We start from the raw sequence: 25,454 nt of genomic DNA on the forward strand, positions 1-25,454 counted from the left end.
CCCATCATTCTTATTTATCGAGCTAAATTATCGAGTTAATACGCTAACCTATATCTTACCAAGATACGAGCAGGCTAATTTAGCGACATCAAATTAAACGCTGCGCGTCGCCATCGCTGGAGAAATCTTAGCCGCCTTTAATGCTGGAAGCATTACCGCTAATGTGGTCACCAGCAATAAACCTATCACCGCTGCAATAGGATAAGTGACTGGCAGCATAGGTAAATTATACAAACTCATTAATTGTTGACCTAACTGCAATGCCAGCATGGCCCCAATCAGTCCACCCGCTATACAAATAAGGTAGTTTTCAACCATAAAGTAATTAACAATATCGCGCTTTTTAGCACCTAAAGCGCGACGAGTTCCAATCTGTTTCGTGCGGCGTTGAATATTAAACATAACCATACCCGTTAATCCGAGCGCGGTAATCAAAAGTAGCAATATCACCATCATACTTAATAATGTCGCCATCAATCTATGATTGTTATAAGCGCCTTTTTTGGTCTCGCTTAGTGATGAAAAGCCATCAATTACACGGTTTGGGTTTTCTGCATGAAATGCCTTTATTATCACTTCTTCCAGAGCGGGTATATGCTCAGGCAGCGCACGCACCATATAGGTTTTGTTTTTAAACCCACCACCAAAATCAATATTTTGAATCACACTGTATTCAAAGTTTTCATGATTCACCCAGGCGCCTTGTAATTTATCCACCACGCCGATAATTTCGATCGTCTGTTTGCCTTGGTACATGGTTTTACCCACAGGCGACTCATCCCCCCAAAACGCCTCAGCTAAAGGTTTTGAGACTATTGCGAGCATGCCACTTTGATCTAACTGAGTATTAATTTCTTCAGGACGAAAATTGCGCCCATCTACCAGTTTAGATCCCATAACATTCAGTAAGTGCTCATTACCTAAATACAAAGCAAATCCAGGCATACTTTCTGCTGTATTTTCATCTGCACTATCAACATAGCGGTCCATCCAACCACTGCCACTCAGTGGCACCATGTTAGTTGAGCTTGCCTCTATGACATTGGGCAAGCTACGTAAAATTTGCTGGTCAACTTCGTTTTGCAGCACATTATCAATTGCTGGGTCAAAGTTATAAACGTTAAAGGTTAAAATTTGCTCCTCGAGTAAACCAGAATCACGCTGCATCATGGTTAAGCGTTCATGGATAATAAAACTCGCATTGGCAACAATGGCGACCGATAACACGATTTGTAATAACAACAGCACAGGCCCACTTTTACTGCGCATTAAACTCGATAATATTGGCTTAATATGTAACATGTTGAATTCCTTCTCTACTACTGAGCTTTTAAATACACACTGGGTTTAGTACGGCACACAACCCAAGCTGGATACACCCCTGCTAATACAGCGGTAGAAATGGCAATTAATGGCGTAATAATCCACATGCTGCTATCAAGTCCTGTAACGCTTTGCTCCATGTTGAATTCTGCATGAAGGACAGTCAATGCGCCCCACGCCCAAAGCAAACCGATAATTCCACCAATAAAGCCAATCAAACCAACCTCAACCATATATTGGCTAAAGATTTGCGCTCTACTTGCTCCAATAGCGCGGCGAACGCCGACTTCAGGAGCACGTTTTAAAAACTTAGTCAGTAATAAGCCAAGGATATTGACCAAACATACACTCAAAAACAGCACACTTAATCCTACGAGAATCTTGTTATCTCTTGGCACGACATCATTATTTTCAAGCCATAAGGCAACATCACTAATTTGAAACGCCTCGGCTGCACTTTTTGCCGTGTCAGTAAATCGCCCTAAATTGCGTTGCTGCTCGACATAATGAGTAAGCCAAGTCGCTAGCTCAGATTTGTCATCATCTGTTGCAAGAAACGTCCAAAATTGGATCCACGTTTTTTCTGAGTTTAATCGGTCTTGGTAAGTAAGCATCGGCTCGAAACGCCAGCCACTGGTGTTTCCCCACACATCAAACTCTTCTTGCTCATTTAGTGAAAATGGAATGAAAATTTCTTCTGCATCATTAAATGCGCCATTGGTCGGGTCGTAATACTTAGGCTGAGGATTCCAATCTTTAATCACCCCTACGATCTGGTAGGGTTTACGATTCAAATACAAGGTTTCACCGACGCTGTTGTTACCATTAAAGAATGTTTGATTAAGGGTTTCTCCAATCACCACTTGATAAGCTGGCTGACTATCGACACTTTTATCCCAGCGTTGCCCATATAAAAACGGCACATCAAAAATGTTAAAAAAGTCACGATCAGTAATCCGCACACTTTTCAATGACGGCTGAATATCAGGATTCTCAGATTGAACCGCAAGACCTGTACGATACGACGCTGCTTTTAATTCCAGCTGATTATTGTTCCGCAGATTAATCACGTCGGTGTAAGTAAGGTTTGAATGAAAGTCATCCCAGGTATCCAGGCCTTGACTCCACAACTGAATCGAATTTATCTGACTACTCTTATCACCTGCAGGGTTATGCGACATCGTTTTATACACGTTCAAGGTGGTAATCGTTATGCCAATGCCGATGGAAATGGCCAGCACCATTAACATGGATAACATTGGGGTTTTCTTGATGCTGCGCCAAGCAAGATCGCAATAATAAAAAAACATAAACTTCTCTCCTGCTTGAATTATCGACTGGCGTTGGCAACTTGCTGCAGATCAGCAACAACAGATTGGTCAGCCTTTTGATACATAGAAAAGTCACATACCTGACCGTCTACAATTTGAATATTACGCTGTGCTCGTCTTGCTAACTCTGCGTCATGGGTCACCATAATGATGGTGGTACCTTGTTGATTAATATCTTCAAGTAATTCCATCACTTGCCTAGCCATTAAACTGTCTAAGTTACCTGTTGGCTCATCTGCTAACAAAAAACGTGGCTCGCCTGCTAACGCTCTCGCGATGGCCACACGTTGCTGTTGCCCGCCCGATAATTGCGTCGGTAAATGCTTCATTCTTGCGCCTAAACCCACTTGCTCGAGTGCCGATTTCACACGGCGTTGACGTTCAGCGGCATTAAAACCACGGTAACGTAATGGCACTTCAACATTTTCAGCAAGATTCAAGTCGGGAATTAAGTTAAAGCCCTGAAAAATAAACCCTATTTTTTCATTTCTAACTTTAGCACTGTGGTTATCGCTCAAATTAGACACGTTTTCACCGTCTAAACTGAACTCCCCCGATGTAAAGCCTTCAAGCAAACCTGCGATATTTAAAAAGGTAGTTTTACCTGAACCTGATGGGCCAGTCACTGCAACAAATTCGCCTTCTTTCACTTCAAGATTAAAGTCACGCAATGCGTGGGTTTCTACTAAGTCCGTTTTAAACACTTTGCTAATATTCTTCATTGATAACATGAGTCTGTCCTTGTCTTATTGGCTCTGTGTTTTGCCAATTTTTGTTTATTCAATTAATCGGTGAATTCGCGCTTAAAAATGCACTATGATTTGCAGTGCTGTTGGAAAATCTAATTCAAATAAAATCTTTACCATGTCATTCATGAGACCATAACTCACTTGCTCTGATAGTTGATCCGTTAAGTCGATAATGTGGAAACTAAATGACAACCAATTGAAGCTTTCATCAATGCGATAACTCACCGCTAAGCTCAATAACATCAGAGCAATAAAGCCTGTCATTGGTTTACTTTGTAATAATTTCATCCTGAGATCCTTACTTGTACAGTCCAAGTCACTTATCTGTGATTATCTAATTTGAATTTGTGTATCATTTTTGAAGGTTTCGGTGCCTGAAATAACCCATACATCACCTTCTTTAGCCCCGTCGATAACTTCAATCTCACTCATGCTTCGTGCACCTAAAGTCACTGCTGTTCTTTGCACCATGTCGTCATTCATGACAAACGCAGTAGCACCGCCTCGATTAAGAAAGTCCCCTCGCTTAACCATCAATACGTTAGGACGATTTTCAAGTAACACTCTTGCTGATAAACGTTGATTTTGACGTAATGACAAACTATCAATCGCTTCAAAGCGCACTCTTGCTGTTACTTCACGATTTCTGACTTCCGGTGAAATAGACGATAAATGCCCCATTACGGTGACGCTGCCAAAACTCAGTTCAACATCCATTCCTATACCTAAGTCATCAGCATATGATTCCGGTACTGCAAGTTCTGCTTCAAAAGCACTTAAATCCACCACAGTTAACATTGGCTGACTCGCTCCAATACGGGCTTTTTGTTCCACCAGCCAATTACCGATAATGCCTTTTACTGGTGCTTTAATATCCAATGCCGCAATTTGACGGGCAAGCTCGGTTACCACTAAGGCTTGTCTGTCGACTTCTAGCGCACGGTTTTTCAATTCAAATGTCAGCGTATCTCGCATTAAATCAACTTCTTGTAATGCATGTTGATGCAGTAAGTTGGCTTTATGCAGCTCATCTTTGCCTTTTTCAAAATCAATTCGGCTAATAAGGCTGTTTTCAATCAGTTGATCACCTCGGCGACTTTCTCTGTCTGCCGCTTCTAAGTCCACTTTCGCCATATCAAGCACTTGGCTAACTCGAAGTTGCTCGCGTCGTGCATCTAACTTGGCACGTTCCAAATCACTTTCCATTGCAGCAAAGACCGATTGTTCTTGCTGAAACCGACTGCGAAGTTTTGGACTATCAATTTGAGCAACCACTTGGCCTTGCTCTACTTCATCACCAGGTTGACTCAATAAAGTGACCACACCTTGCTCTGTGCTGTATAGCACTGGCGCATTGGCGGCGACGATTTTACCTGTTGTCGCAATGTCTCTGACTAATGTGCCACGAGTGACTGTCGCCATGCGTAAGTCTTTACTATCAACAGAGCGAATGCTGCTATCGTGACCTAAGCTTGCCCACACCAATGCACTCGTTAGTAATCCAGCAAGCCCTAGCACCATAGGTAGGCGAAGCTTACGACCCATTGTCGGTGTCACCACTGTATCTTGAGCACTTGTATCTTTAATCATTTCAGTTCCTTGAAATTCGTTGCTGTGGCCTTAGCAAAATAAATGGACACAAAGGTTGTCCGCTTTTCGGTCACTTACGATATCGTTGAATGTATGACGCTTATAGAGCACAAGCTATGCCAACAATTAAATGTCAATTTATTTCAACAACTTAAGAAATTATAGTAATAACTAGATTTCATAAAAGTGTCCGCGGACACCTTTAAAAGTGTCCGAAAAACAAAAAAGTGTCCGAGTGGACACTTTTCAAAAGAAGCGATGACTGTTGGAGCTAAATGGAATAGAACGCTTTTTTCACATCAGTTGACTCTGGCGTTGTCTAAGGCTGCACATAATGCTTGCACACCTAAGATGGCTCTGGGGGAGGCTCGATGCAGTAAGTCTGCATTAAGCTGGTAGATATGATTGTTTTTAACTGCTGGTAATTCAGGCCACTTTGACCAATCAACACCAATAATATTGCCTTCATCTTGGCTTTGTAAAATCACTTCTGCATCGGTGAGTAATACATTTTCAACACTGATTTGTGGGTATTCACTCGCAGCATCAAGAAACACATTCTCGCCATGACATGCACTAATAATGTGCTCAATCCAACTGCCTTTAGATACTGTCATTAAAGGCGTAGACCATAATTGATAAAATACCTTTATTGCTGGTTTTTGGGCGTTACTTTTTTTGATTTTACTAAGCTGTAATCGATACTCATCAGCGGCTTGTTGTGCTTTTTCTTGATGGCCAGTTAACTCACCAAGTTGCAATAACTCTTTGGCGACATCATCTAAACTCTTAGGATCGCTATTAAACACGTTAAAGCCTAATTGGGTTAATTGATTGATATCATCCAGCTTATTACCGCTTTGCCAAACAACAATAAGATCTGGGTTCAGCTCAATAACGCGCTCCATTTGAATACCGTAATAACCACCAATACTCGGAATCGCTTTGGCTTCTTCAGGAAAATCAGCATGGTCCGTGGTTGCAACTATTGTCTCGCCTGCACCAATGGCAAATAACATTTCTACTGCATGAGGAGATAAGGCAATGACACGCTTAGCTGTTTTCTGGGGGGTAGCGGTGTCTATGACCTTGCTTGTTGCCTTGCCTAACAGATGTGTTTCTTGTGCTGCATTGGCTGTATTGAGTGTTACTGACGTCATCAATACGAGTGCCGTTATTGCCCAAATACGGCTCAATTTAGTAAGAAACAACATGGGTACCCTTATGATATTTATTAACAACATTCGCGAAGTCATCGCCCCATTATACTAACTCACTTCGGAAAATAATGTGGTGGTTAATTACGCCATACTGACCGAGGTTATTTCACTATTTAGTCAACCAAATTTATCGGCCAGCCGTGTTGCTTGATGTAGTTAACTAAATTTTTCGGTCGATATTGACTATCTTGCTCCCAACGTACCTTAACCGACTCATGTATTTGGGCCGGCAAACCAGCCTTATCAATGCCACGTATATACTCACCACGGATCCGATAGACGTGCTTCTTCGAGTTGTGTTTACTTGCTTGGGGGTTAGGATTAAGCGAATCCGTTAAGTGCGGTTCCGTACTAAGGGATTGCAAATTTGCTTGCGTAATCATCCATTGCAGGGATATATCACTCAATAATGTCTGATCTTGATCTGGCGAGTAACTGCCTCCCACATCACAATGAACCCCAGCAAACCAAACTTGCTCAATATCAATATCACTGTTGTTTGCCCAAATGGTGGGTTCAAAGTCACTCCTTATTTCGTCAATAGCCATGGCATGCCTTGCGACTTTAACGTTACGGCCTAACTTAGTGTCGTAAAACTCATCTTTATCATCAAATAACCCTAGAAATGAAAATGGAATTCCCATCGCCCCCACGGTATCCCACACACCGACAAACTTGACCTCTCTAGATGGGTGACTGTGGTCATTTCTGAATTGAATTGATTTTTCACCGCTAGGTTTATAGGCCTTAGCTTTGGTTTTGTAATGGTTAAATGCTTGTTGAATTAAGTTAGCATCAGGACGTTTTAAAATACCGCAATTATTAATCAAACCGCATAAACACCTTACGGTATAAGCGCCACGGCTAAAGCCAAATAAATATATCTCATCACCATCTTGATAGTTTTGAACGATATAGCGGTAGTTATCCATAATGTTTTTATGAACGCCTTTACCGGTAACCCCTCCAGAAAACGAGTCATAATACGAGCCAACACCCCAATCATAAAAAACTTGTTGAGGTGTTCCGTCTTCAGCAATAGGTTTTATTGCTCTCGCCATTTTTAGCACATTAGTCGGGTAATCATCTTGGTTTTTTTCCGGCCGATTCCAAGTTCCATCAGCACAAATTACAATACGCTTTTTCATTACCTAATCCTTGAAGACTCCGCTATTTATCAATATTAATAACCCAAAATGAACACTAATGCAGCAAGCTCAATGTCGTCCTAGACTGATTCCTTCCTTCGACTTATCGACAATAGGCGAAACACAAAAATTAGCGTTTACTGGTACAAGAATAGCCAAAACAATGGTGCACATTGGCAGATTAACCTGAGGGATTTTTATGTTAACAAGTGAAAAGTCAGTATTGGTCATTATTGATGTTCAAGGCAAACTTGCACAAATCATGCAGCAGTCATCCCAATTACATCAGCAACTTGAAACGCTTATTCAAGGGGCACAGTTATTTGATATTCCCATTTTATGGGTCGAACAACTACCAGATAAATTAGGCTCGACCACCGAGTCATTAGCTTCACTATTAACTAAAACAACGCAAGCTATCCCTAAATCGCACTTTAGTGCTTGGCATTGTCATGAGTTTCAGCAACAGCTAGCAAGGCTCAATCGTAACAATATTATTTTAGCAGGCATCGAAACCCATGTTTGTGTGTATCAAACTTGCCAGGACTTATTGGCTAATCGTTATCAAGTTCATGTGGTTGCCGATGCGGTGTCATCTCGCAGCCAAGACAATAAACAATTAGGCCTACAAATGATGCAGCAAAAAGGCGCCTTTCTCACCAATACCGAATCATGTTTATTTGAGCTGCAACATCAAGCCACAGGTGAGCGTTTCAAGGCGTTACTCAAACTCATAAAGTAATGTGAATTTGAGTTAAGTTTTGAACATTAATTATTGCTTAGGCTAGATAAGTAGTGCTTCAGATAAAGCTTGAATAAACTCAGTTTCAAAGGCAACGAACGACCTCATGACAAATGTCATTGACACTCATGACAAAGCTCACTTATCTCATTGTCCAACGTTTTATATTCTGGTTGTGAATTCAAGGAAAGCCAAAGCAAGCTAGCTTGGTATATCCATCACAAATAGTGACTAATGGCAGTCAATAAGGAGCATAAAATGGGTTGGGAACATGTTGCAGCACTGAGCCTTTGCGTAGGAATCGTTAACCAGTTAGTACCAGTATTAATGGCATTAATTGAAAACCAGCAAAGTGACTCTTCAGCCAAGCACCAGCAGTAATCTTAATACATCATCAAGCGCCAAGTGCGCTTTGATGTAGAAACTCCCCACACCTTACATGCGTTAATTCAATTTACGTTATTCAAGAAGAGCTGTATTAACGCACTTTAATAACCTCAGCTTTCTATTCACAAAAAGCAATAACAGCACTTTTTGTATTATTTTTATTCAATATTACCCGCTGTATTTTGAATTAAGCTAAACTAGCTGATAGTTTTATGGAAATGATTGTATTTCTGTTATTATTTCTAACCAAATAATCATAATTTAGTGGAATAGCATCAGTCTATTCAAGTTCAATCGCCATAGGTAAAAATATGATTAACCACTTCACAGTCCTCGGTGTTAAAGCCAGTGCCAAAGAAGACGAAATAAAAAAAGCCTATAAACGTTTATCAAATAAGTACCATCCCGATAAACTGATTAATGCTTCAGAAGAAGAAAAACATCATGCAGCCGAGCAACTGCACCGGGTTAAAAATGCCTACGATGTGTTATCTGATAAAAAATTAAGAACGGCATTTATTAAAGATTTTAATAATGTCATCGTGACCAACCCAACAGCTGCTATGACCGAGCTGTGGGACCAATTTTATTCTTGAGAAACCCATGAGCAAACCACTTAATATCTCTCGTATTAATGAGTTAAAGAATAATGCCTTCGATAATATCGAATCGTATAACGATCCCGATAGCCCTGAAGCTTTAGCAAAATTCACCGATTCGATGAAAGAGATTTTATTAGCCGATCCATCGATGTTAGCAGCCGTGCCAGAATATTTGCCTGTTGCACTATTCAATCGTGTTCGCTTTTCAGATGAAGCCAAAACCAAATGGGCGTCATGGATTGATAACGCTGAATTACCTAGCTGGGATGAGTTTAAGGTAACGATTCAATTTAATAACGCTGATGTCCCGTTAGTGTTAGCGGTACGAAAATATTCTGAAGAGCTATTAATAGAAAGCTGCGCAGTGGTTTACCTGCTGAATACTCAAGATAATGTGGTTGCTCCAAGTAAATCTTTTAGTGCCAATGAAGCGAGTGACACTAATGATGACGGCTATGACCCCTACAATGATGATGGGGACTATGATGACAGCGATGAAGAAGGTTATTACGACCAATATGATGACGAGGAGCGATAATGAACAATCTTATTGAACTCACCGCAGCAGAGATAAAAGATCTAGCTGACGTCGAGCCACAACAAGCCAGTAAGCGATTCGAAATCATTGCAAACACGATGTCAGACGATCAACTTGTTGATGTTATTGAACATATGGACATTGTGACATTAACGCAGATTAACAGTCATCATGATATTTCATGTCCGTCAATTATGTCGGAGTTAATGACGCCTGAACAAATTCGCGACATCGTTTGTCAGCAACCTTTATATTGGGAAGAACAAATTAAAACCAATGCTGATGAGCTTATGCATCATACATTTGAGTTTTTAACTTACCTTATCCGTATTCAGGGTACCGAAGAAAAACAAGCGGCGATTTTAGAATGTATTGCAGAAGATCCTGCAGGCTTATTCTACCTCTCTATTCCGTTTATCGAGTTAATTTTATCGCCTTCAGCCGAGCAAGATACCAACAGTATTTACGAAAGCTTTGACGATGAAGATGACGGCGAAACCGTTGGTTATAGCAACTGGCAGGCAGATGAAGAAGCACATAGTTTAGCGATTGATGATCCGCGTAGCTTGCTTGCGTTAATTAAACAAATTGCGCCAGATGTGGCCTCTTCGATTAAAAACTTACTCCGTAATGAAAGTTCTGGATGGGAACAAATTATTGGTAAGTTCGTTAATGAGCTTGTACTGCAAGCTAAAGAGAAAAACGAAGTGGCTGATGAATACGCCGAAGTCGACGATATGTTTACTTTTCTTGATTAAGGAATCGAGTTAATGCAATTAGCATTACGTGATAATAACCAAGGCCCTTATTTTAGTAGAGTACTAGAATATGGGCGCACAGAAGAAAGATTAACTGATGAGCACATCACTCAAATAAAATCCAAAGCGATTTTAATGAGTTTAAAACTGGCTGATAAGTTTTATAACAAGCATAAAATGCATCTACTTGAGCAAGCAGGTCATGATGTTATTGGAGTTGTGAGCCTTGGACTTATTGCACTGACGGGCCAAGAGCCTGCTGGCTCAGTTGCCTTGCTGCAAACACCTGATGGTGTGTTGAAGTGTTTTCAAAAAGGCTGGAGCATGTTGACCGTTGTCAGCAAACACATGCACGGTAGTGATAAATCGCTTTATGGTGATATTAATCCACTGTTGTTAGAGAAAATCTCTACACCACCCGACACAGAAGAATGGCTAGGTTGGCAAGATTATCAATCAGCGCTACAAGATCATCGCAGCCAAGAAGCCACCAAAGTGTTACTTGAAACCTTTTATGCTAAAACTGAGCTCGATCCACTGTTCAGTTTAGGTCTTGAAAGTGTGCTGGCTGAAGCCGTCTTGTACCGCATCATGTTTGATGATGCCAAAGTACGTGAAGACATGAAAAAGCGTTTACGTAAAATAGAGCTTAATGAGCAATGGTTTAGCACTGAGTCGATTAAAAACCATACCGAACGCGCATTATCTCAACTACCTGAAACCTTAGCCGATGCCATACGCCGAGATTTAGGAAAACACTTTTATCAAGAGCTTCTACGCACCCTTAAATTTGCCAAAAAATATCGAGAATTGGCATTAAGTGACGCAAGCCCTGAAAAACTTGAGCGCTATGAGCAAAAGCATGGCTTACAAAGTGTCCTTTTAGGTTGGCAAGACACAATAGATTTTTAATTAATAGCTTAGGGCAACAAAACCTTCTTTGTTGCCCCAGCTTTTATGCTGGGTATGTTAATCGCTATTGTCATTCGTATTCATAATTATTATTACCTACCTCTTTCGATACTCCTCATTTCACTGCAGACCAGTAATTATCTCTTGATGACGGTTACAGCTTATTCATACGTGTTAGCTTGGCTTTATTCATACCGTCTTATTTACCTAGCCCAATTCCCTACGATTAACTGATTGATCTAAATTCACTAATAATCGTATTGTTATTTATAATTAAATAAAGACTCATGAGCTATTAAACTGCATGTTGATAGACATTGAGTCCCCCATTCTTGATACAGTGTCAGCATCATTAAGTTGATGTTGCTGCTGAATCCATTAATTACATGAGTTGTCACTATGTCTAAAGAAGTTGCCAGTGTTCCCAGCAGTCGGTTATCTAGACTATCCAAAATAGGCGGACTAGCCTCTCGCCTTGCAGGCAATGTATTCGTAGAAGGTGCAAAGCAGCTGAGTAAAGGGCAAAAGCCAACATTACAACAACTGGTACTTACCCCCAATAACCTGACTCAAGTCGCAGAAAAGCTAGCGCAGCTTCGAGGGGCTGCCATGAAAGTTGGCCAAATGATCTCAATGGATACTGGTGATTTACTTCCCAAAGAACTCAGCGACATTCTGGCTAGACTTCGTGATGATGCTAAAGCAATGCCTCACAAGCAATTGGTTGCTACGCTGAAGCAGCAATGGGGTGATGATTGGCTTGCGCCATTTGCTCAATTTGAGTTACGCCCTTTTGCAGCTGCGTCTATCGGCCAAGTGCATCAAGCATATCTTGATTCAGGTGAAAAACTGGCGGTAAAAATCCAATACCCAGGTATTAAAGACAGCATTGACAGCGACATTGATAACGTTGCCACCCTACTCAAAGTAGCGCAGCTGGTCCCCGACAATGTGCAGTTTGATAAATTACTGACTGAAGCCAAAGCACAATTGCATCACGAGGCTGATTACAGCTACGAAGCAAGATTGCTAAAAGAGTATCAACAATGGGTCGCTAACGACACACGATTTATCGTTCCTAAACTATATGAACAACATAGCACCGACAGTATTCTTGTTATGGAGTTTGTCGAAGGTGTACCGATTGAATCCGTCAGCGAATTACCGCAGCTAGACAGAGATAAAGTCGCGACTGATCTATTAGCATTGTTTTTAGATGAACTGTTTACTTTTTCTTTGGTGCAAACCGACCCAAATTTTGCCAATTTTATGTACCAAAAAGAGACAGGTAGCATTGTATTACTCGACTTCGGTGCCACCAGAAAAATTACTAAGACGCTGTCTAATGGGTACCGAATGCTGATGCAAGGTGCAATGACAAGTGATAAAGCACTCATGACAAGTGCAGCCGAATCAATTGGATTTTTTCAAGACAGTATCACTCCAGAGCAACAAGCCTTTATCGTTGATATTTTTTATCAAGCTTGCGAGCCATTGCGAAGTGAAGGTCCATACGATTTTGCCAGTAGCAATCTTGCTAAACGTATTACTGATGCAGCCAAGTCATTAAGTACCAAACAAGATGAATGGCATACCCCGCCAACTGACGCTATTTTTGTTCATCGTAAACTTGCTGGCATTTATTTACTCGCCTCAAGAATACAAGCCAAAGTCGATGTAAAAAAATTGTTTTTAGCTCATCAATAATGAGCTGTTGTTTTAGATTAAAAACGGTAAGCTAAAGGTCATTTTATTTCATGCTAATAAAGCGTTATCAATAATGGCATTTTAACTATGACCCCAATTATCCATAGCACTCTAATATTGATTGTCCTGCTTAGCTCAATACTCGCAGAGCCCACTTTCGCCAAACAAGTCAATCAGCCCACAATGGCCACTAAAGCAAATGCAGCCTCCCTTAACGGTTCAGATCCAACGTTGCCTTTAGCATTAAAACCAAGCCAGCATGGTGAACTGTCAATATCGACATTATCAGACAATCTTTACCTGCATGAGTCTTTCATGCAAACCAAGCAGTTTGGGTTTGTTGGCTCAAATGGGCTAATTTTTGTCGATGGCAAAGATGCCTACTTGATTGATACTCCTTGGAGTGAAGCAGACACAATTAAATTGGTGCAATGGGTTGAACATCAAGGCTTAACATTAACAGCAAGTGTATCGACTCATTCCCATGAAGACAGAACTGCAGGTGTGGGCTACCTCAATAGCATTGGCGTTGACACTTACGCATCGACACACACTAACCAACTATTAGAAAAAGCAGGCCACCCAAAGACAAAGCAACAGTTTACGCCCGGTCAGTTCGACTTTTTAAACCAGAAAATCGAAGTTTACTTTATCGGTGCTGGCCACACTCACGATAATCTTGTCGTCTGGTTCCCTGAATCAAAACTGCTTTATGGAGGCTGTTTAGTTAAAAGCCTTTCGAGTAAAACCCTTGGTTACTACGGTGAAGCCGATCTGATTGCTTGGCCAAACTCAATTAAGCAGTTACAAGTTCAATTTGCCGATAGCGAACAAGTATTACCAGGTCATGGTGACATTGGTACAGGTGTTTTATTGAGTCACACAATCAAGCTACTTGAACAACATGCGGCGCATTAACAATTACCTCAGTAAATTATTACTATTAAATCTATAGGGAGATACACATGTTCAGTCACATTATGATTGGTGCAAACGATATCGAGAAGTCGAAAAAATTCTATGATGCTGCGTTAGGAGCATTAGGTCATGCACCAGGTCAAATTGACGAAAAAGGCCGCTGTTTCTATTTTACTGATACAGGTGTTTTTGCATTAACCAAGCCAATTAACGGTGAAGCAGCCAGTCATGGTAATGGCTCAACAATCGGTTTTGCGGCGAAAAATGAACAGCAAGCTGACGAGTGGCATGCTGCGGGTTTGGCAAATGGGGGCGAAAGTTGTGAAGATCTTCCAGGTTACAGACAGGGGCCAAACTTTAAATTGTATTTAGGTTACCTTAAAGACCCTGCAGGTAATAAAGTTTGCGTGCTTTATCGTCCTTAACCTTCTTAACTGCTCACGGCATAAGTAAGCTTAATGATGCTGAGGTATACATTTTAATGGCGCCCTATGAGGCGCCATATTCTTATCAGCTTGGGCAATCGATATACAATCAGCACTATTACTGATGATCCTATGGTTAACTGATGCACTTGTGTTGCATTCAAGGTAAAATTAACAATGCCCGTCATTGTTATAGTTAAACTCATTTTTCTATTATTAAATGAACAAAATGTTTGCGCTTAATAAGTGAGAGCATGAGCGATGATGGTACCTGACTATTTCTCAATACTTTTGATGTTTATTCTGTAAAAGGTTATCCATGTCTGAACTCGATCCCCGTTTCATCCAATTCAACGAATCGGTTGCTGATATCCCTTTACCAGAAAAATTCACCTTCCCATTTTTTTATCAGCCACACCCACTAGCCATTAAGGCATCTGAGCAGCTTCAGCAACACTTGATGCACCAGACTGATTGGCAACATAACTTCGGAGTGACGCAAAGTCATGCTCCTGAAGCGCTGCAATCATTGCCTGTTATTGGCAAAATGTTTGGGGTTCTCGTGGTTAAAGATGCTCATAATCAACTCGGGTTTCTGGCCGCATTTTCAGGTAAAGTCGCCGACCAAAATATTCTTCCATATTTTGTGCCACCGGTATTTGACATGCTCAGCCAAGATAGCTTTTTTAAAGACGAATATGAGGCAGTCAACACATTAAGTCATCAGCTGACTGTTTTACAAAGCGACCCTAACCTTGCGTCTTTGACTGAAAACCTTAAATTGCTGATGTTAAAAGCCGAGCAAGAGATTGCACAGTTTCGTCAGCAAATGATTGAGAATCGTAAAACTCGTAAAACAAAGCGCAGTAGTCTGACCAATCTAACGGAAGATGAGCAAAAAACACTGTCGATAGAATTGAGTCGACAAAGCGTACAAGATAAGCATCAACTCAACAGCATTAAAGCAAGCTGGGAGCACAAATGTGGCTTGGTGCAGCAGCAATTAGACGCACTGACAAATCAAATTGATTCTATCAAACAGCAGCGAAAGCAAGTATCGAATACACTGCAACACAAACTATTCGCCCAATATCGTTTTTTAAATATACGTGGTGAAAGCCGAGATTTAACCCATATATTTAAAGATGCACCTAACCAGCAGCCACCTGCGGCAGCAGGAGAATGTGCTGCACCTAAGCTACTACAATATGCTTTTCAACAACAATTCACTCCCATTACGATGGCAGAGTTTTGGTGGGGCGAATCACCCAAGTCAGAAATCAAACAACATAAAAACTACTATCCTGCATGCCATGGCAAATGTAGGCCTATTTTAGGTCATATGCTTGATGGTATGAACGTAGATGAAAACCCATTACTTAACAATCCCGCCGAAGGAGTTGAGCTGCCAATTTTATATCAAGATCCCTATATTGTGATTGTTAATAAGCCAGCTAACTTCTTATCGGTACCAGGTAAAAATATTACTGACTCGGTATACAGCAGAATGAAACAACGCTTTCCAAACGCAACTGGACCATTGATTGTGCATCGGTTAGACATGTCAACTTCGGGCTTAATGGTAATCGCGTTATCAAAAGAGGTTAATAAACACTTAGTACAGCAATTTATTGCTCGAACAGTCACCAAGCGCTATATCGCAAAAATCGACGGTGAAGTACCCGAAGATAGTGGCGCTATCAGCTTACCTCTAAGGGTAGATCTTGATGATCGCCCCAAACAGCTCGTCTGTGATGAACACGGGAAGCACGCAGAGACATTTTGGCAAAAAGTCACCACAAAAAGTGGCAAGAGTTTATTACATTTATACCCTAAAACTGGGCGTACCCACCAATTAAGAGTACATTGTGCACATCATCTGGGATTAAACATGCCAATTTTAGGTGATGATTTATATGGTAAAACAGAACAGCGGTTACATTTACACGCTCAACTATTATCTATTACCCACCCACACACCAATGTAGCAATGACATTTGAAGTTAATGCCGACTTCGAATAATACAATTGTTTTAAACACTCATTTGAACACCATTAGCTCCTGCTAATTTACTCAGCAATAAAAACTTGAAAATTTAACTATTTCGAAGTAGATATGTTAACGAATATAGGTTAATGTAACCAGTTCGTATGATATGCGGTTTAATTTTTTTTAACCCTGCAAGCTGACGTTTTCCTTCGTTATATTTTGAAATCACCAAAGCTGTTGATTGTATTCATAAAACTTTAGCTTACTACACGATTAAGGATAAGAGTGGACTATGAAAGAGTGGTATTTCTCAAATAATGGTGAGATCAGCGGACCGTTAGGCTTAGCTGATTCGAATAAATTTATTGCATCGAACCCTGATGTCTATGCGTGGCACCCGTCTTATGCCCAATGGGTACCAGTTAGCCACGTTGAAGAATTTGATATTACAGTGTCTCCGCCACCGCCTCCTGCGGAGATCCCACAACAGTTAATCGAGCGATTTACTGCTAAGGAACGTGAGTTGAATTCAGCCCTTGGCCGAATCGACACCACGCTAAAAACGATTAATTCTTCAATGTCAGATATTGGACGTGACTCAAGCCGTTATAAGGTCACAACAAAAGAGTTGAATGAAAAAGTAGAAGCGACGCTTCGTAGCGTTAATGAACAATATGCCGCACTTCAGAAAACCTTATCAGGTGTGAGTTAATTAAGTTTTACCCGACTTAAAAACTGATTAAATCTGAGTGGCATATAACAATTGTTGTTAACTAAATAAAAAGAATACGACTATGAAAAAATGGTATTTTTCCAAGAATGGTCAAGTAACAGGGCCGTTGAACGAAGTTGAAGCAAAAGAATTTTTAATGAAAGATGGCAACTGTTACGGTTGGCACCCTTCATTCACACAGTGGAAGCCGGTAAGTTGCATTAAAGAATTTGCCCACCTTGTGCCTGTCATCACACCGCCAGCATTGATTCCTCAAGATCTTATTGAAGAATTTACTGCCAAGGAAAAAGCACTTCAAGTTAAAGTCGCGAGCATGGAAGAAAGCGTGGCAGCAACTCAAGGCGTGCTGGTTGAGTTTGAGCAGGAAATTAACACATACAAAAAACTGACAATTAACTTAACTGATGAAGTTAAATCAAATATTGATCCTTTTGAAAGCAAGTACAACTCTTTCAAAGGGTCATTTGATGAGCTAATTTCTGCATTATCAATTGCCAAGACTGAAGTTAATGAGGTGACTACTGACTTCAATCAACGCGTTGCTAAGCAAGCTGCTGAGAATACGAATAGCCCAGTAAGTGCGCCAATTGTAGCACCAGCAGCACCTGCGCCAGAGAAAGCATCAAGCTCTAGCCTTTCTCCTGACAATGTTTCTGAAATCAGTAATCAAATTCAAAAAGCACTGGCAGAAAGTATGCTTAAATCAGCCGCAGAAGACTCTGCAGCAGAAGAGCTTACAGCCGCTAATACAGTAAGTGCAGCAAAAAGCCTTGACCCGGTAGCCGTATCTCCGAAGAAAGAAAAACCAAAAATTGACAAAATTGAATTCTCTGAAGATATCTCTGAAGACAAGCAAGCTGAGGATGCAGCCGGCATTAATGGCGTAACAAGCATCATCAAGTCCGTCTTCAAGGGGGACACTAAGAGAAATGAAAAAAAGTCCGAAACGCCGGATGATGTAGCTCAACTGGCGCAAAGTAACGAAGCTACCGCTAAGAGCAAAAAATCTGGTGAAACTGCAGTTAATGATTCAGCAAACGATTCTAATAACGAATCGGACGATGGTGATAAAGAAGGTAGAATGAGACGTCGTAGAAGACGCACTCATTACATTGCTTCTTAATACTTAGCTAAATATGGCATTGCTCTGCATATCAGAGCGGCGCTAGTTTCTAAGTTTTACTTTGTAAAATGCTAAATGAATTGATTGAAAAAAGGCTTATCTAAACGATAAGCCTTTTTTATTGTTCAATATTGCCATTTAGCGACTTTATCAACGGATAACATATTTCCATTGGCTTTATGTAATCAATTGAGCATTAACGATCAAGTGTTAGCAGCAATCAACCTTGACGCCTCTGTTACCGTTTTGGCATCAGCACGATCGATAATCTTAACCAGTGTGGTTTGAATCACCTCATCTTCCCTTACATCAACTTTACTCTTAAAAGATTGCTGCTGCGGCTCAGCTCCTTCATCTAATACAAACTCAATTATCACTTCGTCAGCGATATCTTGGGTTTTCCCCTGATAGATGATATTAACTTGCGGATAACCTTTAAAACCTGCTTTTACTTTTTTAGCGATTCTCTTTCTTGATTTATCTAAATTCATATTCCATTCCTAAAAGTAAAGCACTGCCATTTGGCGATTAAAAATCTTTCAAGCTATTGTAATAACATAACGATTATTGCGTGATACTCGCAAAAGAACCTTGAGTTAACGCACAAAGTGATATTGGCGATAAACCGATTTCAAGACCGCGCTTACCTGCACTGACATAAATGACATCAAATTGTTCAGCGCTCACATCAATCACAGTCGGTAATCGCTTCTTTTGCCCTAACGGGCTTACCCCACCTAGGACATAACCTGTGGTTTTCTCAACCCGTTGCTTATCTGCCATCACAACTTTTTTAACCCTAACACTCTTAGCCATTTGTTTTAAATTAAGCTTTGAAGAAACGGGCGTAATAGCGACAGCTAATGTTCCATTATCTAACTGCACCACCAAGGTTTTAAAAACTTGCTCAGCACACAGGTTTAACTTAGTTACCGCTTCGTCGCCATATGACTTTGCACTAGCTTCATGTTGATAGCTAAGCACTTGATGACTAATCCCTTCTCTTTCCAATAAATTAATTGCAGGGGTCATGTATTCCTCTACGATTTTATCTCACTCGCTAATTGGGCTGACGTAACTTAGTGGCTGACCTGATTTATCACTCTTTTTAAGCAGAGGTGTTATTGACGACGTTTTCATAGTCAAAAGTTGTAATCTCAAATGGATTTCCATCAGGATCGCTAAAATAAAGCGACCATGAAATATCATGGTCGCTCACCACAAATGTCACTTCATGGGTCGTTAAATGTTGTTGCCATAATAAAAAGTTTGCCGCATCAACACCAAAAGCGACCGTGGTTCTTTTTTGAAGTTCAGATTCAAATAAAGCTAAATGCAAATCCTCATGTGCAACCACTAATGGCCCTTTATCAACAGCCCAAAACGCCAATGACTCAACAACAGAGAAACCTAAAACCGCTTGATACCATTTCACTGCTTGTTGTCGATTCTTAACGTAAATATGGATATGGTCAAATGATTGAAGCTTTGGCATTGACTGTCCTTTAAAATAAATAGATGAATTGGCAAGGGTAGTGCTTTGTAAACGAATGTATCTCAAATTTATATAAAACAATACTTTACAGTTTAAAATGGCTGAGTAATATATGGATATTAAATTCTACAAGGATGTCAAATGCCTCAAGAGTCGCCAGTCGATACGCCTAAAAATACCACTGAGAAGCCTGCAAATAATCAATCTCTAAGTCAATTTTTAAAGCAACTCAAAAGCCAAGTTAGCCACTCAAGCTCTATTGATGTCATTAAAGACGCATTAGATACAGCAATTCATTACCCAAACCAATTGTCTTATAACAATACTAACTTATTCATTGTTATCGCTATAGCCTTATTTAGCGGGATTGGATATTGGTTTTACCTAGAGCAGTTAACTTATTACTACCGCTATACTGACCTGGATTATGCCGTTTTCGCAGTCTGTATCATCACACTAATTATACCAATTTGGCAGTTTTTTAACCGCCGCAGCCAAATTAAAAAAGTCTCAACCCTGATAAGGGACGAAACCTTAAAACACCTATACAATATGCGAGATTGCGATGGCAGTTTTTTAAAGGACGCAGAAAACAAGTTTGTCGACTTTAATCGAGGTAATTACTCTCAAAAAGTAGAATGGGGTAAAGAAATTGATTTTCATGCAGAAAGCGGGTTAATTCGAGCATCTGTGGTTTATCATCATTATGTGGATAGAAGAACTGAAACCTATACTGAATCTGACGGTAAAGGTGGCACTCGAACACGTACTAGAACCGTATACGATCATTACTATCGACAAGGTGTCATCATTCCACCTATCAATAAAACCACCCACTTAGTGATGAGTGAGTCGAGATTATCAAAACGCTGGTCACAACGCTTTATGCCGGCGTCAAGAGAGTTTGAAAAAGCCTTCCATGTTCAAGCACAATCTGAGTTCGATGCGGCTAAGTTTCTGGAGCCTGCTGTCGTAGTGGCATGTGAACAACTCAATAATAAACTAAAAAATCTCACCATTGAATTTGCTCATGATGGAAGCTTATTAATTAATCAACACAATACTAACTTACTCAATCCTGCTATGAATTATGACATCACTGAACCAGAAAAATTTAAACAAGAGTTGCTTAATGACACTTCTCTGTTCACAGTGAATAGTATCTTTGGCTTCGTTAACCAAATCATTAAACACACAACCTAACCTAGGAAATAAGGAACCACTATGGAAATGTCGTATGTGATATTAGCCGTCATTGTTGTTATCGCGATTATTATGCTCACCATTTACAATGCCATTGTTAAAGAGCATAACGCTGTGCAACGCGGTTGGGCTGATGTGTTAACGCAAGAAAGACAACGTAGCCGAATCATCCCTGAACTTGATCGTGTTCTGCAAGAGCACAAAGATTACGAAAGTGATTTGCTGCCTAAAATCACCGCATTACGTCAAGGTATTAATGCGCTGCAAGATAATAATATTGACCCGAAACTGCAAAGCCAAGTTGATAAAGCATCACAAGAATTAATCAAAGGCATCAATGTCGCTGTGGAAGCATACCCAGAACTTAAAGCCTCTGAGTCTTTCGCCAAGTTTATGGGGGAAATTACTGAGCAAGAAGAAAATGTCGGTGCTGCAGTGCGTATTTTTAACCAAAATGTGGCTAATTTTAATAACTGTATTCAAGCTTTCCCTAACAATATCGTCAACAGCTTGTTTAACAAAAAGCAGGTTATTGAAGTATTTACTGACAGTAAAGCCCAAGCAGCTTTTGAATATAAACCTAAGTTTTAGGCCATATTAGCAAGCCATAAATATCATGTTAGTGGGGCTTAATGCCCCACTTTTTTAGGCTTGCTGTACTAAGTTAGGTTGGCCGAAGTAATGTATGTTTTTTGGTATTAAGCTAGATTCAGTCATTAACAAGCCACTGTGAAGTACTACCGCATCATCATCTGAACACAATAATAAGTCTTGTTGGGTATGGGCAACAAAATCCATTATTTGAGCAGTGGGTTCTTGCGGGTTTTTAACGTGTGGTACAAATTGAAAAGGCACTATATTAAGCGCTGATGTGTTAGCTAACCCAATTGAATTTGTATCGCCACATAATATGGCGCTACTGATATCTGGCGTCAATATCATTGCACCAGCACTGACTCCAACAATCGGTAAGCCATTTTCAGCTAAATGATAAAGCTGTTTATCAAGCCCTCGTTGCTTTAGCCAATATAGAAATCGAAACGTATCGCCACCCGATAAATGAACCAAACTAGCCGCTCTTAAAACCTTTAACGTTGCTTGGGCATCAAAGTCCTGCTCTAGTTCCACATACTGAACAGTATTAAACCCAAGTTGACGATAACAATCGGCAATAGGATTAAAAAATTGCCTATGTGCATCAGGTTCTGAAGCGATATAAACCACAGGTAGTGATTTTAAATCGTTTGAAAGTCCATCGATAAAATACCTTAATGCCTTGCTCGCATTGGCGGTATCGGTATGACTTAATAGCGCTACATTCACTCTGAATCCTTTCTATTTTTGTGATTTGAACGATTGGGTGTTTGCTTAGGTAGTTACTGGCTCATAGCGAGTGACTAAAGTTAATAATTAAAGCTAATAACTAGCACTTAGTCGTGTTCCCCCCCCCCCTCGTGGTTGCCTTTATTCAACTAATTAATCATTAGGTAATGATTCGAATAAAGCCCGTTTCTCTTCCATAAAAGCCTGTAATGCTGATGGGTTTTGCATTAAATCAGACATTGCCGTCATCGCCTGAATATGTGCAGGCTCTTGCTGCTGAAACATCAGCTTTCCATGCGCCTGACTCAAGGTTTGTATTTGTTCAAAATTGTCAGCTTGAAAACGCTCGTCACAGGCGCCGCCTAATTGCTTACATGTCATTGTTTTCATCACTTATCCCTAATATCACACCAGTAAACAGCATAAAAAAAGCCTACAAATTACTATTATGTAGATAGCGCATTATTGCAATCCATATCAATAACAACACTGAATTAAGCAATAAAAAAACCAGCTGTGCAACTCTATGCTCAGCTGGTTTTATGTGAGTTAGTCACTCATTTTATAAAACTAAATACTATGACTAACTCATATTAATGGTTACGCCATGAATCAAGACAAACGCTTATGATTGACGACGACGCCAAAGTAACGGTAGCAGCATCAGTAAACCAGCACCCAAACTACCGGCGCCTTCTGGTTTGCTCCAACCATCTTCTAAAGTGTTGCTAACATTTACACTAACTGAAGATGTCACTTGCTCTTCACCATCGCTAATCACAAGTTCAAATACAAGCGATTGATCAACAGAAACTTCAGGGGAGTTTACCGTTAATACTAAACCATCTGCACTGTACTCAGCAGCGGCACCTGACACTTGCTTCCACGTGTATGTTAACCCTTCAGGCTCATCAGCTATAGCAGCAGTAATCGTCGTGCTTTCACCTTCATTTAGTTCAGTGTTACCACTAAAGCTAACATCAAAAGCTAATGGCACATTGATAACAGACACATTAACCACTTGAGTTTTATCCAGTACACCGTCACTGACCGTTAAAGTAAACGCTATTGCTGTATCTGCTGTCACCTCTGGTGCGGTTACAGATAATATAGCCTTAGTGCCATCAAAGGTTAACGCTGGTCCAGCTGTTTGCTCCCAACTGAAGCTAAGCTCTGAACCATCTTCAGCAACCGTAGCTGATGCATCAATAACCAGTGTTTCAGCTTCGTTCACTTGCTCTGGTGCATCGATAATTACGTCAACATCTAAGCTCGGATTAGCTGGATCACCACATTGGTCACCATAAACTTGTTGAACCCACTCTGGGTAATCAATGTATGGGTTACGGTTTCCTTGATACTTATACACGGCATCATTACGCTGTGTATCAGCTGCATCAACTGGATCTTGTTGATGCCAAGCATAAAGTGTACATAGCTTGCCATGCAGTGGGTCGTTATTACTGACTTCATCAGCCGTAGTGATGCGATCCACTGCAACTAAGTCAGGCATGTTACTGTCATTGCCTTGGTAACGTGTATCCATGTAAAGGATCATACGTGCGACATCACCTTTAACTTGATCGCGAGGCTCAAAACAACGTGCCGCAGTATCTAGGTAATTGCCTGGAGCGTCAGCCACCTCAGTTCCAGTATCGCTACACTCATTAAAGTCATAGTTACTACGAGTTGAGTTAACCTTTACATTCGTTGGACGTAAATGGTGCGCATCGGTGTAACCTAATTGCGACTCACTTGGGAATCCATGGCTTTTAGCCCAAACGTGTTCACGGTTCCAGTCACTGGTATTGCCGCCATTATTTTGCTTAGACACAGATAGGCCAGTGTAAAGCTCAATAACATTACTGCTGTTAGCAGGATCTTCATCAGAATAAGACAGTGCAGTCCAAACTTGCTTGTAAGTTAGCTGTTGATGACCTGCTGTAATGGCAACAGAAATGGCATTTTTCATTGCTTCAGCATCATCAAAACTCCCCGTCAGCACGTTAGTATAATAAACGTTACCGTCAAAGGTGCTTGGGTCTGCAACAGGAGTTAACTCTTCACAACCTGAGCAAGGCGTATCTGGGTCTGGCTCAACTGGCGTTTCGCCACATGCACTTTCCCCAGCACAACCTAGGCCATCAGCAGTGTCCTTATCAAATGTCACCCACTGATTGTTATCACCAGGAAATGCTGCTGTTGCATCAGTATCACCAGCGGTGACACTGTCTTTGCGACGTAGCGTTTTATCTTTTGTCGAAAAGTTTGCATCGTTCGGATCCGTCCATTCAGAACCAGGATCTTCACCTAACTTACCTAAACGGTCGATAACCACATCATCTTTATAAAGAACCAGTGCATCATCACCATTAAAATAAGTAACAGTTGAAGCCGTGCCCACTTTGAATGCGTCATCGGCACTGCTGTTATGGAAAACAATGCTTTCACCAGCAGCCAGCATACCTGTTAGTGTTTCGGTATTACCCGCATCAGTGCTGCCATTGCCATATAAACTTAACGTGTATACAGCAGCATCTAAATCAATTGCACTGCCACCTACGTTAGATAATTCAACAGCTTTATTATTGCCACCACCTTCTACGTATTCGGTAATGATTAATACACCAGGTTCAGCAGTACAAGCACCTTCACCAGGGCAACCTAAGCCATCACTGGTGTCTTTATCGAATACTAGCCACTGGTTATCAGTACCCGGAAAATCAGCTGAGGCATTGGTATCACCTGTAGTGATACTAGCTTTGCGTCTTAACGTTTTATCTTTAGTCGAAAAGTTAGCATCGTTTGCATCGGTCCATTCAGAACCTGGGTCTTCGCCAAGCTTGCCAAAACGGTCAATAATGGCGCCGTCTTTTGTCAGCAATAACGCATCGTCACCATTAAAGTAGGTTACAGTTGATTCAATACCCACTTTAAAAGCGTCATCGGCACTGCCATTGTGGTAAACAATACTACTGCCAGCAGCTAATGTACCGGTGAGAATTGACGAGTTACCCGCTTCAGTTGAGCCATTCGAGTAAAGTGTAATCGCGTATTGAGCAGCATCTAAATCTACTGCACTCGTGCCTAAGTTTGAAATTTCAACAGCTTTATTACTACCACCACCTTCAACATACTCGGTAATGACAAGATCAGCATTGGCAGCTGTTGACGCTGCAGCTAACAGTAGGGTAACTGCTTTTGCGACTGCGTTAATTTTATTATTCATAGTCGTAT

The 25,454-nt window shown here is 40.7% G+C and carries 27 protein-coding genes; 14 read left to right on the plus strand and 13 right to left on the minus strand.

The genetic code is table 11. The features are described from left to right. Positions 1-93 precede the first annotated feature (93 nt). From AB4128_RS10365 to AB4128_RS10395, 7 genes are all read right to left on the minus strand, one after another. Positions 94-1,302, minus strand: a complete 1,209-nt coding sequence (locus tag AB4128_RS10365) for an ABC transporter permease (protein ID WP_055023660.1) — start codon at positions 1,300-1,302, stop codon at positions 94-96. 17 nt (positions 1,303-1,319) lie between these two features. Beyond that, positions 1,320-2,633 carry an ABC transporter permease gene (locus AB4128_RS10370; RefSeq protein ID WP_055023659.1) on the minus strand — a complete coding sequence of 438 codons (1,314 nt, stop codon included), beginning with the start codon at positions 2,631-2,633 and terminating at the stop codon, positions 1,320-1,322. Between the two features lie 20 nt (positions 2,634-2,653). After that, the gene (locus AB4128_RS10375; protein WP_055023658.1) at positions 2,654-3,385 is read right to left on the minus strand and encodes an ABC transporter ATP-binding protein; all 732 of its coding nucleotides are present in this window, start codon (positions 3,383-3,385) and stop codon (positions 2,654-2,656) included. A gap of 72 nt (positions 3,386-3,457) precedes the next feature. Further along, a complete protein-coding gene (locus AB4128_RS10380; RefSeq protein WP_372037591.1) occupies positions 3,458-3,691 on the minus strand; it encodes a hypothetical protein in 234 nt (77 codons plus the stop codon). A 42-nt stretch (positions 3,692-3,733) separates the two neighbouring features. After that, entirely contained in the window at positions 3,734-4,993 is a 1,260-nt protein-coding gene (locus AB4128_RS10385; RefSeq protein WP_080916443.1) for an efflux RND transporter periplasmic adaptor subunit, read from the minus strand. A 299-nt stretch (positions 4,994-5,292) separates the two neighbouring features. Beyond that, the gene (locus AB4128_RS10390) at positions 5,293-6,207 is read right to left on the minus strand and encodes a cobalamin-binding protein (protein ID WP_372037592.1); all 915 of its coding nucleotides are present in this window, start codon (positions 6,205-6,207) and stop codon (positions 5,293-5,295) included. A 119-nt stretch (positions 6,208-6,326) separates the two neighbouring features. After that, positions 6,327-7,361: a DUF2235 domain-containing protein gene (locus tag AB4128_RS10395; protein ID WP_080916444.1), complete on the minus strand. Its 1,035-nt coding sequence runs from the start codon at positions 7,359-7,361 to the stop codon at positions 6,327-6,329. A gap of 199 nt (positions 7,362-7,560) precedes the next feature. Between AB4128_RS10395 and AB4128_RS10400 the strand changes: the two genes are divergently transcribed. The 12 genes from AB4128_RS10400 (at position 7,561) to AB4128_RS10455 (ending at position 18,196) form a co-directional block, all read left to right on the plus strand. Continuing rightward, positions 7,561-8,103 (plus strand): hydrolase, encoded by a 543-nt coding sequence (locus AB4128_RS10400; RefSeq protein WP_065108685.1) that lies wholly within the window; start codon positions 7,561-7,563, stop codon positions 8,101-8,103. Positions 8,104-8,361: 258 nt separating this feature from the next. Next, positions 8,362-8,484 (plus strand): hypothetical protein, encoded by a 123-nt coding sequence (locus AB4128_RS10405; protein WP_372037593.1) that lies wholly within the window; start codon positions 8,362-8,364, stop codon positions 8,482-8,484. Positions 8,485-8,801: 317 nt separating this feature from the next. Beyond that, positions 8,802-9,086, plus strand: coding sequence for a DnaJ domain-containing protein (locus tag AB4128_RS10410; protein ID WP_055023653.1), 285 nt, complete (start codon positions 8,802-8,804; stop codon positions 9,084-9,086). 7 nt (positions 9,087-9,093) lie between these two features. Beyond that, on the plus strand, positions 9,094-9,630 hold the full coding sequence (locus AB4128_RS10415) for a hypothetical protein (RefSeq protein ID WP_065108686.1): 537 nt from the start codon (positions 9,094-9,096) through the stop codon (positions 9,628-9,630). Next, positions 9,630-10,388: a hypothetical protein gene (locus tag AB4128_RS10420; protein ID WP_055023651.1), complete on the plus strand. Its 759-nt coding sequence runs from the start codon at positions 9,630-9,632 to the stop codon at positions 10,386-10,388. Before AB4128_RS10415 ends, AB4128_RS10420 begins: the two co-directional genes overlap by 1 nt. Before the next feature lie 12 nt (positions 10,389-10,400). Next, a complete protein-coding gene (locus AB4128_RS10425; RefSeq protein WP_055023650.1) occupies positions 10,401-11,300 on the plus strand; it encodes a hypothetical protein in 900 nt (299 codons plus the stop codon). 399 nt (positions 11,301-11,699) lie between these two features. Further along, complete coding sequence (locus tag AB4128_RS10430; RefSeq protein WP_282166344.1) at positions 11,700-13,007, plus strand: AarF/ABC1/UbiB kinase family protein; 1,308 nt, start codon at positions 11,700-11,702, stop codon at positions 13,005-13,007. Positions 13,008-13,094: 87 nt separating this feature from the next. Further along, on the plus strand, positions 13,095-13,925 hold the full coding sequence (gene bla, locus AB4128_RS10435) for a subclass B1 metallo-beta-lactamase (protein WP_372037594.1): 831 nt from the start codon (positions 13,095-13,097) through the stop codon (positions 13,923-13,925). Between the two features lie 47 nt (positions 13,926-13,972). Beyond that, complete coding sequence (locus AB4128_RS10440; protein ID WP_080916453.1) at positions 13,973-14,350, plus strand: VOC family protein; 378 nt, start codon at positions 13,973-13,975, stop codon at positions 14,348-14,350. 319 nt (positions 14,351-14,669) lie between these two features. Next, positions 14,670-16,373 (plus strand): pseudouridine synthase, encoded by a 1,704-nt coding sequence (locus AB4128_RS10445; RefSeq protein WP_372037595.1) that lies wholly within the window; start codon positions 14,670-14,672, stop codon positions 16,371-16,373. Positions 16,374-16,632: 259 nt separating this feature from the next. Next, positions 16,633-17,052, plus strand: coding sequence for a GYF domain-containing protein (locus tag AB4128_RS10450; protein WP_055023646.1), 420 nt, complete (start codon positions 16,633-16,635; stop codon positions 17,050-17,052). 82 nt (positions 17,053-17,134) lie between these two features. Beyond that, entirely contained in the window at positions 17,135-18,196 is a 1,062-nt protein-coding gene (locus AB4128_RS10455; RefSeq protein WP_372037596.1) for a DUF4339 domain-containing protein, read from the plus strand. 203 nt (positions 18,197-18,399) lie between these two features. On the opposite strand, the gene AB4128_RS10460 is transcribed toward AB4128_RS10455, so the two are convergent. The 3 genes from AB4128_RS10460 to AB4128_RS10470 all read right to left on the minus strand — a co-directional run bounded on the left by AB4128_RS10460 (position 18,400) and on the right by AB4128_RS10470 (position 19,691). Next, entirely contained in the window at positions 18,400-18,687 is a 288-nt protein-coding gene (locus tag AB4128_RS10460) for a hypothetical protein (RefSeq protein ID WP_055023644.1), read from the minus strand. A gap of 73 nt (positions 18,688-18,760) precedes the next feature. Next, a complete protein-coding gene (ybaK, locus tag AB4128_RS10465) occupies positions 18,761-19,228 on the minus strand; it encodes a Cys-tRNA(Pro) deacylase (RefSeq protein ID WP_372037597.1) in 468 nt (155 codons plus the stop codon). 76 nt (positions 19,229-19,304) lie between these two features. After that, complete coding sequence (locus tag AB4128_RS10470) at positions 19,305-19,691, minus strand: VOC family protein (protein WP_080916456.1); 387 nt, start codon at positions 19,689-19,691, stop codon at positions 19,305-19,307. A 141-nt stretch (positions 19,692-19,832) separates the two neighbouring features. Here AB4128_RS10470 and AB4128_RS10475 point away from each other — a divergent pair, with 141 nt between their 5' ends. Further along, positions 19,833-20,894: a DUF3137 domain-containing protein gene (locus AB4128_RS10475; RefSeq protein WP_055023641.1), complete on the plus strand. Its 1,062-nt coding sequence runs from the start codon at positions 19,833-19,835 to the stop codon at positions 20,892-20,894. 21 nt (positions 20,895-20,915) lie between these two features. After that, on the plus strand, positions 20,916-21,485 hold the full coding sequence (locus AB4128_RS10480; RefSeq protein ID WP_065108694.1) for a LemA family protein: 570 nt from the start codon (positions 20,916-20,918) through the stop codon (positions 21,483-21,485). Positions 21,486-21,539: 54 nt separating this feature from the next. Here AB4128_RS10480 and AB4128_RS10485 read toward each other — a convergent pair whose 3' ends face one another. The 3 genes from AB4128_RS10485 to AB4128_RS10495 form a co-directional block, all read right to left on the minus strand. Next, positions 21,540-22,217, minus strand: a complete 678-nt coding sequence (locus AB4128_RS10485) for a Type 1 glutamine amidotransferase-like domain-containing protein (protein ID WP_372037598.1) — start codon at positions 22,215-22,217, stop codon at positions 21,540-21,542. A 153-nt stretch (positions 22,218-22,370) separates the two neighbouring features. After that, positions 22,371-22,607 (minus strand): hypothetical protein, encoded by a 237-nt coding sequence (locus AB4128_RS10490; protein WP_055023639.1) that lies wholly within the window; start codon positions 22,605-22,607, stop codon positions 22,371-22,373. 235 nt (positions 22,608-22,842) lie between these two features. Continuing rightward, complete coding sequence (locus tag AB4128_RS10495; protein ID WP_055023638.1) at positions 22,843-25,446, minus strand: endonuclease; 2,604 nt, start codon at positions 25,444-25,446, stop codon at positions 22,843-22,845. Positions 25,447-25,454: the final 8 nt, after the last annotated feature.

The organism is Shewanella sp. 10N.286.52.A9 (genome assembly GCF_041468985.1).
GTDB lineage: Bacteria > Pseudomonadota > Gammaproteobacteria > Enterobacterales > Shewanellaceae > Shewanella > Shewanella japonica.

Coding starts and splice junctions, on each gene's coding strand:
- AB4128_RS10365 (WP_055023660.1), bottom strand. CDS start 1,302: ATGTTACATATTAAGCCAATATTATCGAGTTTAATGCGCAGTAAAAGT.
- AB4128_RS10370 (WP_055023659.1), bottom strand. CDS start 2,633: ATGTTTTTTTATTATTGCGATCTTGCTTGGCGCAGCATCAAGAAAACC.
- AB4128_RS10375 (WP_055023658.1), bottom strand. CDS start 3,385: ATGTTATCAATGAAGAATATTAGCAAAGTGTTTAAAACGGACTTAGTA.
- AB4128_RS10380 (WP_372037591.1), bottom strand. CDS start 3,691: ATGAAATTATTACAAAGTAAACCAATGACAGGCTTTATTGCTCTGATG.
- AB4128_RS10385 (WP_080916443.1), bottom strand. CDS start 4,993: ATGATTAAAGATACAAGTGCTCAAGATACAGTGGTGACACCGACAATG.
- AB4128_RS10390 (WP_372037592.1), bottom strand. CDS start 6,207: ATGTTGTTTCTTACTAAATTGAGCCGTATTTGGGCAATAACGGCACTC.
- AB4128_RS10395 (WP_080916444.1), bottom strand. CDS start 7,361: ATGAAAAAGCGTATTGTAATTTGTGCTGATGGAACTTGGAATCGGCCG.
- AB4128_RS10400 (WP_065108685.1), top strand. CDS start 7,561: ATGTTAACAAGTGAAAAGTCAGTATTGGTCATTATTGATGTTCAAGGC.
- AB4128_RS10405 (WP_372037593.1), top strand. CDS start 8,362: ATGGGTTGGGAACATGTTGCAGCACTGAGCCTTTGCGTAGGAATCGTT.
- AB4128_RS10410 (WP_055023653.1), top strand. CDS start 8,802: ATGATTAACCACTTCACAGTCCTCGGTGTTAAAGCCAGTGCCAAAGAA.
- AB4128_RS10415 (WP_065108686.1), top strand. CDS start 9,094: ATGAGCAAACCACTTAATATCTCTCGTATTAATGAGTTAAAGAATAAT.
- AB4128_RS10420 (WP_055023651.1), top strand. CDS start 9,630: ATGAACAATCTTATTGAACTCACCGCAGCAGAGATAAAAGATCTAGCT.
- AB4128_RS10425 (WP_055023650.1), top strand. CDS start 10,401: ATGCAATTAGCATTACGTGATAATAACCAAGGCCCTTATTTTAGTAGA.
- AB4128_RS10430 (WP_282166344.1), top strand. CDS start 11,700: ATGTCTAAAGAAGTTGCCAGTGTTCCCAGCAGTCGGTTATCTAGACTA.
- bla (WP_372037594.1), top strand. CDS start 13,095: ATGACCCCAATTATCCATAGCACTCTAATATTGATTGTCCTGCTTAGC.
- AB4128_RS10440 (WP_080916453.1), top strand. CDS start 13,973: ATGTTCAGTCACATTATGATTGGTGCAAACGATATCGAGAAGTCGAAA.
- AB4128_RS10445 (WP_372037595.1), top strand. CDS start 14,670: ATGTCTGAACTCGATCCCCGTTTCATCCAATTCAACGAATCGGTTGCT.
- AB4128_RS10450 (WP_055023646.1), top strand. CDS start 16,633: ATGAAAGAGTGGTATTTCTCAAATAATGGTGAGATCAGCGGACCGTTA.
- AB4128_RS10455 (WP_372037596.1), top strand. CDS start 17,135: ATGAAAAAATGGTATTTTTCCAAGAATGGTCAAGTAACAGGGCCGTTG.
- AB4128_RS10460 (WP_055023644.1), bottom strand. CDS start 18,687: ATGAATTTAGATAAATCAAGAAAGAGAATCGCTAAAAAAGTAAAAGCA.
- ybaK (WP_372037597.1), bottom strand. CDS start 19,228: ATGACCCCTGCAATTAATTTATTGGAAAGAGAAGGGATTAGTCATCAA.
- AB4128_RS10470 (WP_080916456.1), bottom strand. CDS start 19,691: ATGCCAAAGCTTCAATCATTTGACCATATCCATATTTACGTTAAGAAT.
- AB4128_RS10475 (WP_055023641.1), top strand. CDS start 19,833: ATGCCTCAAGAGTCGCCAGTCGATACGCCTAAAAATACCACTGAGAAG.
- AB4128_RS10480 (WP_065108694.1), top strand. CDS start 20,916: ATGGAAATGTCGTATGTGATATTAGCCGTCATTGTTGTTATCGCGATT.
- AB4128_RS10490 (WP_055023639.1), bottom strand. CDS start 22,607: ATGAAAACAATGACATGTAAGCAATTAGGCGGCGCCTGTGACGAGCGT.
- AB4128_RS10495 (WP_055023638.1), bottom strand. CDS start 25,446: ATGAATAATAAAATTAACGCAGTCGCAAAAGCAGTTACCCTACTGTTA.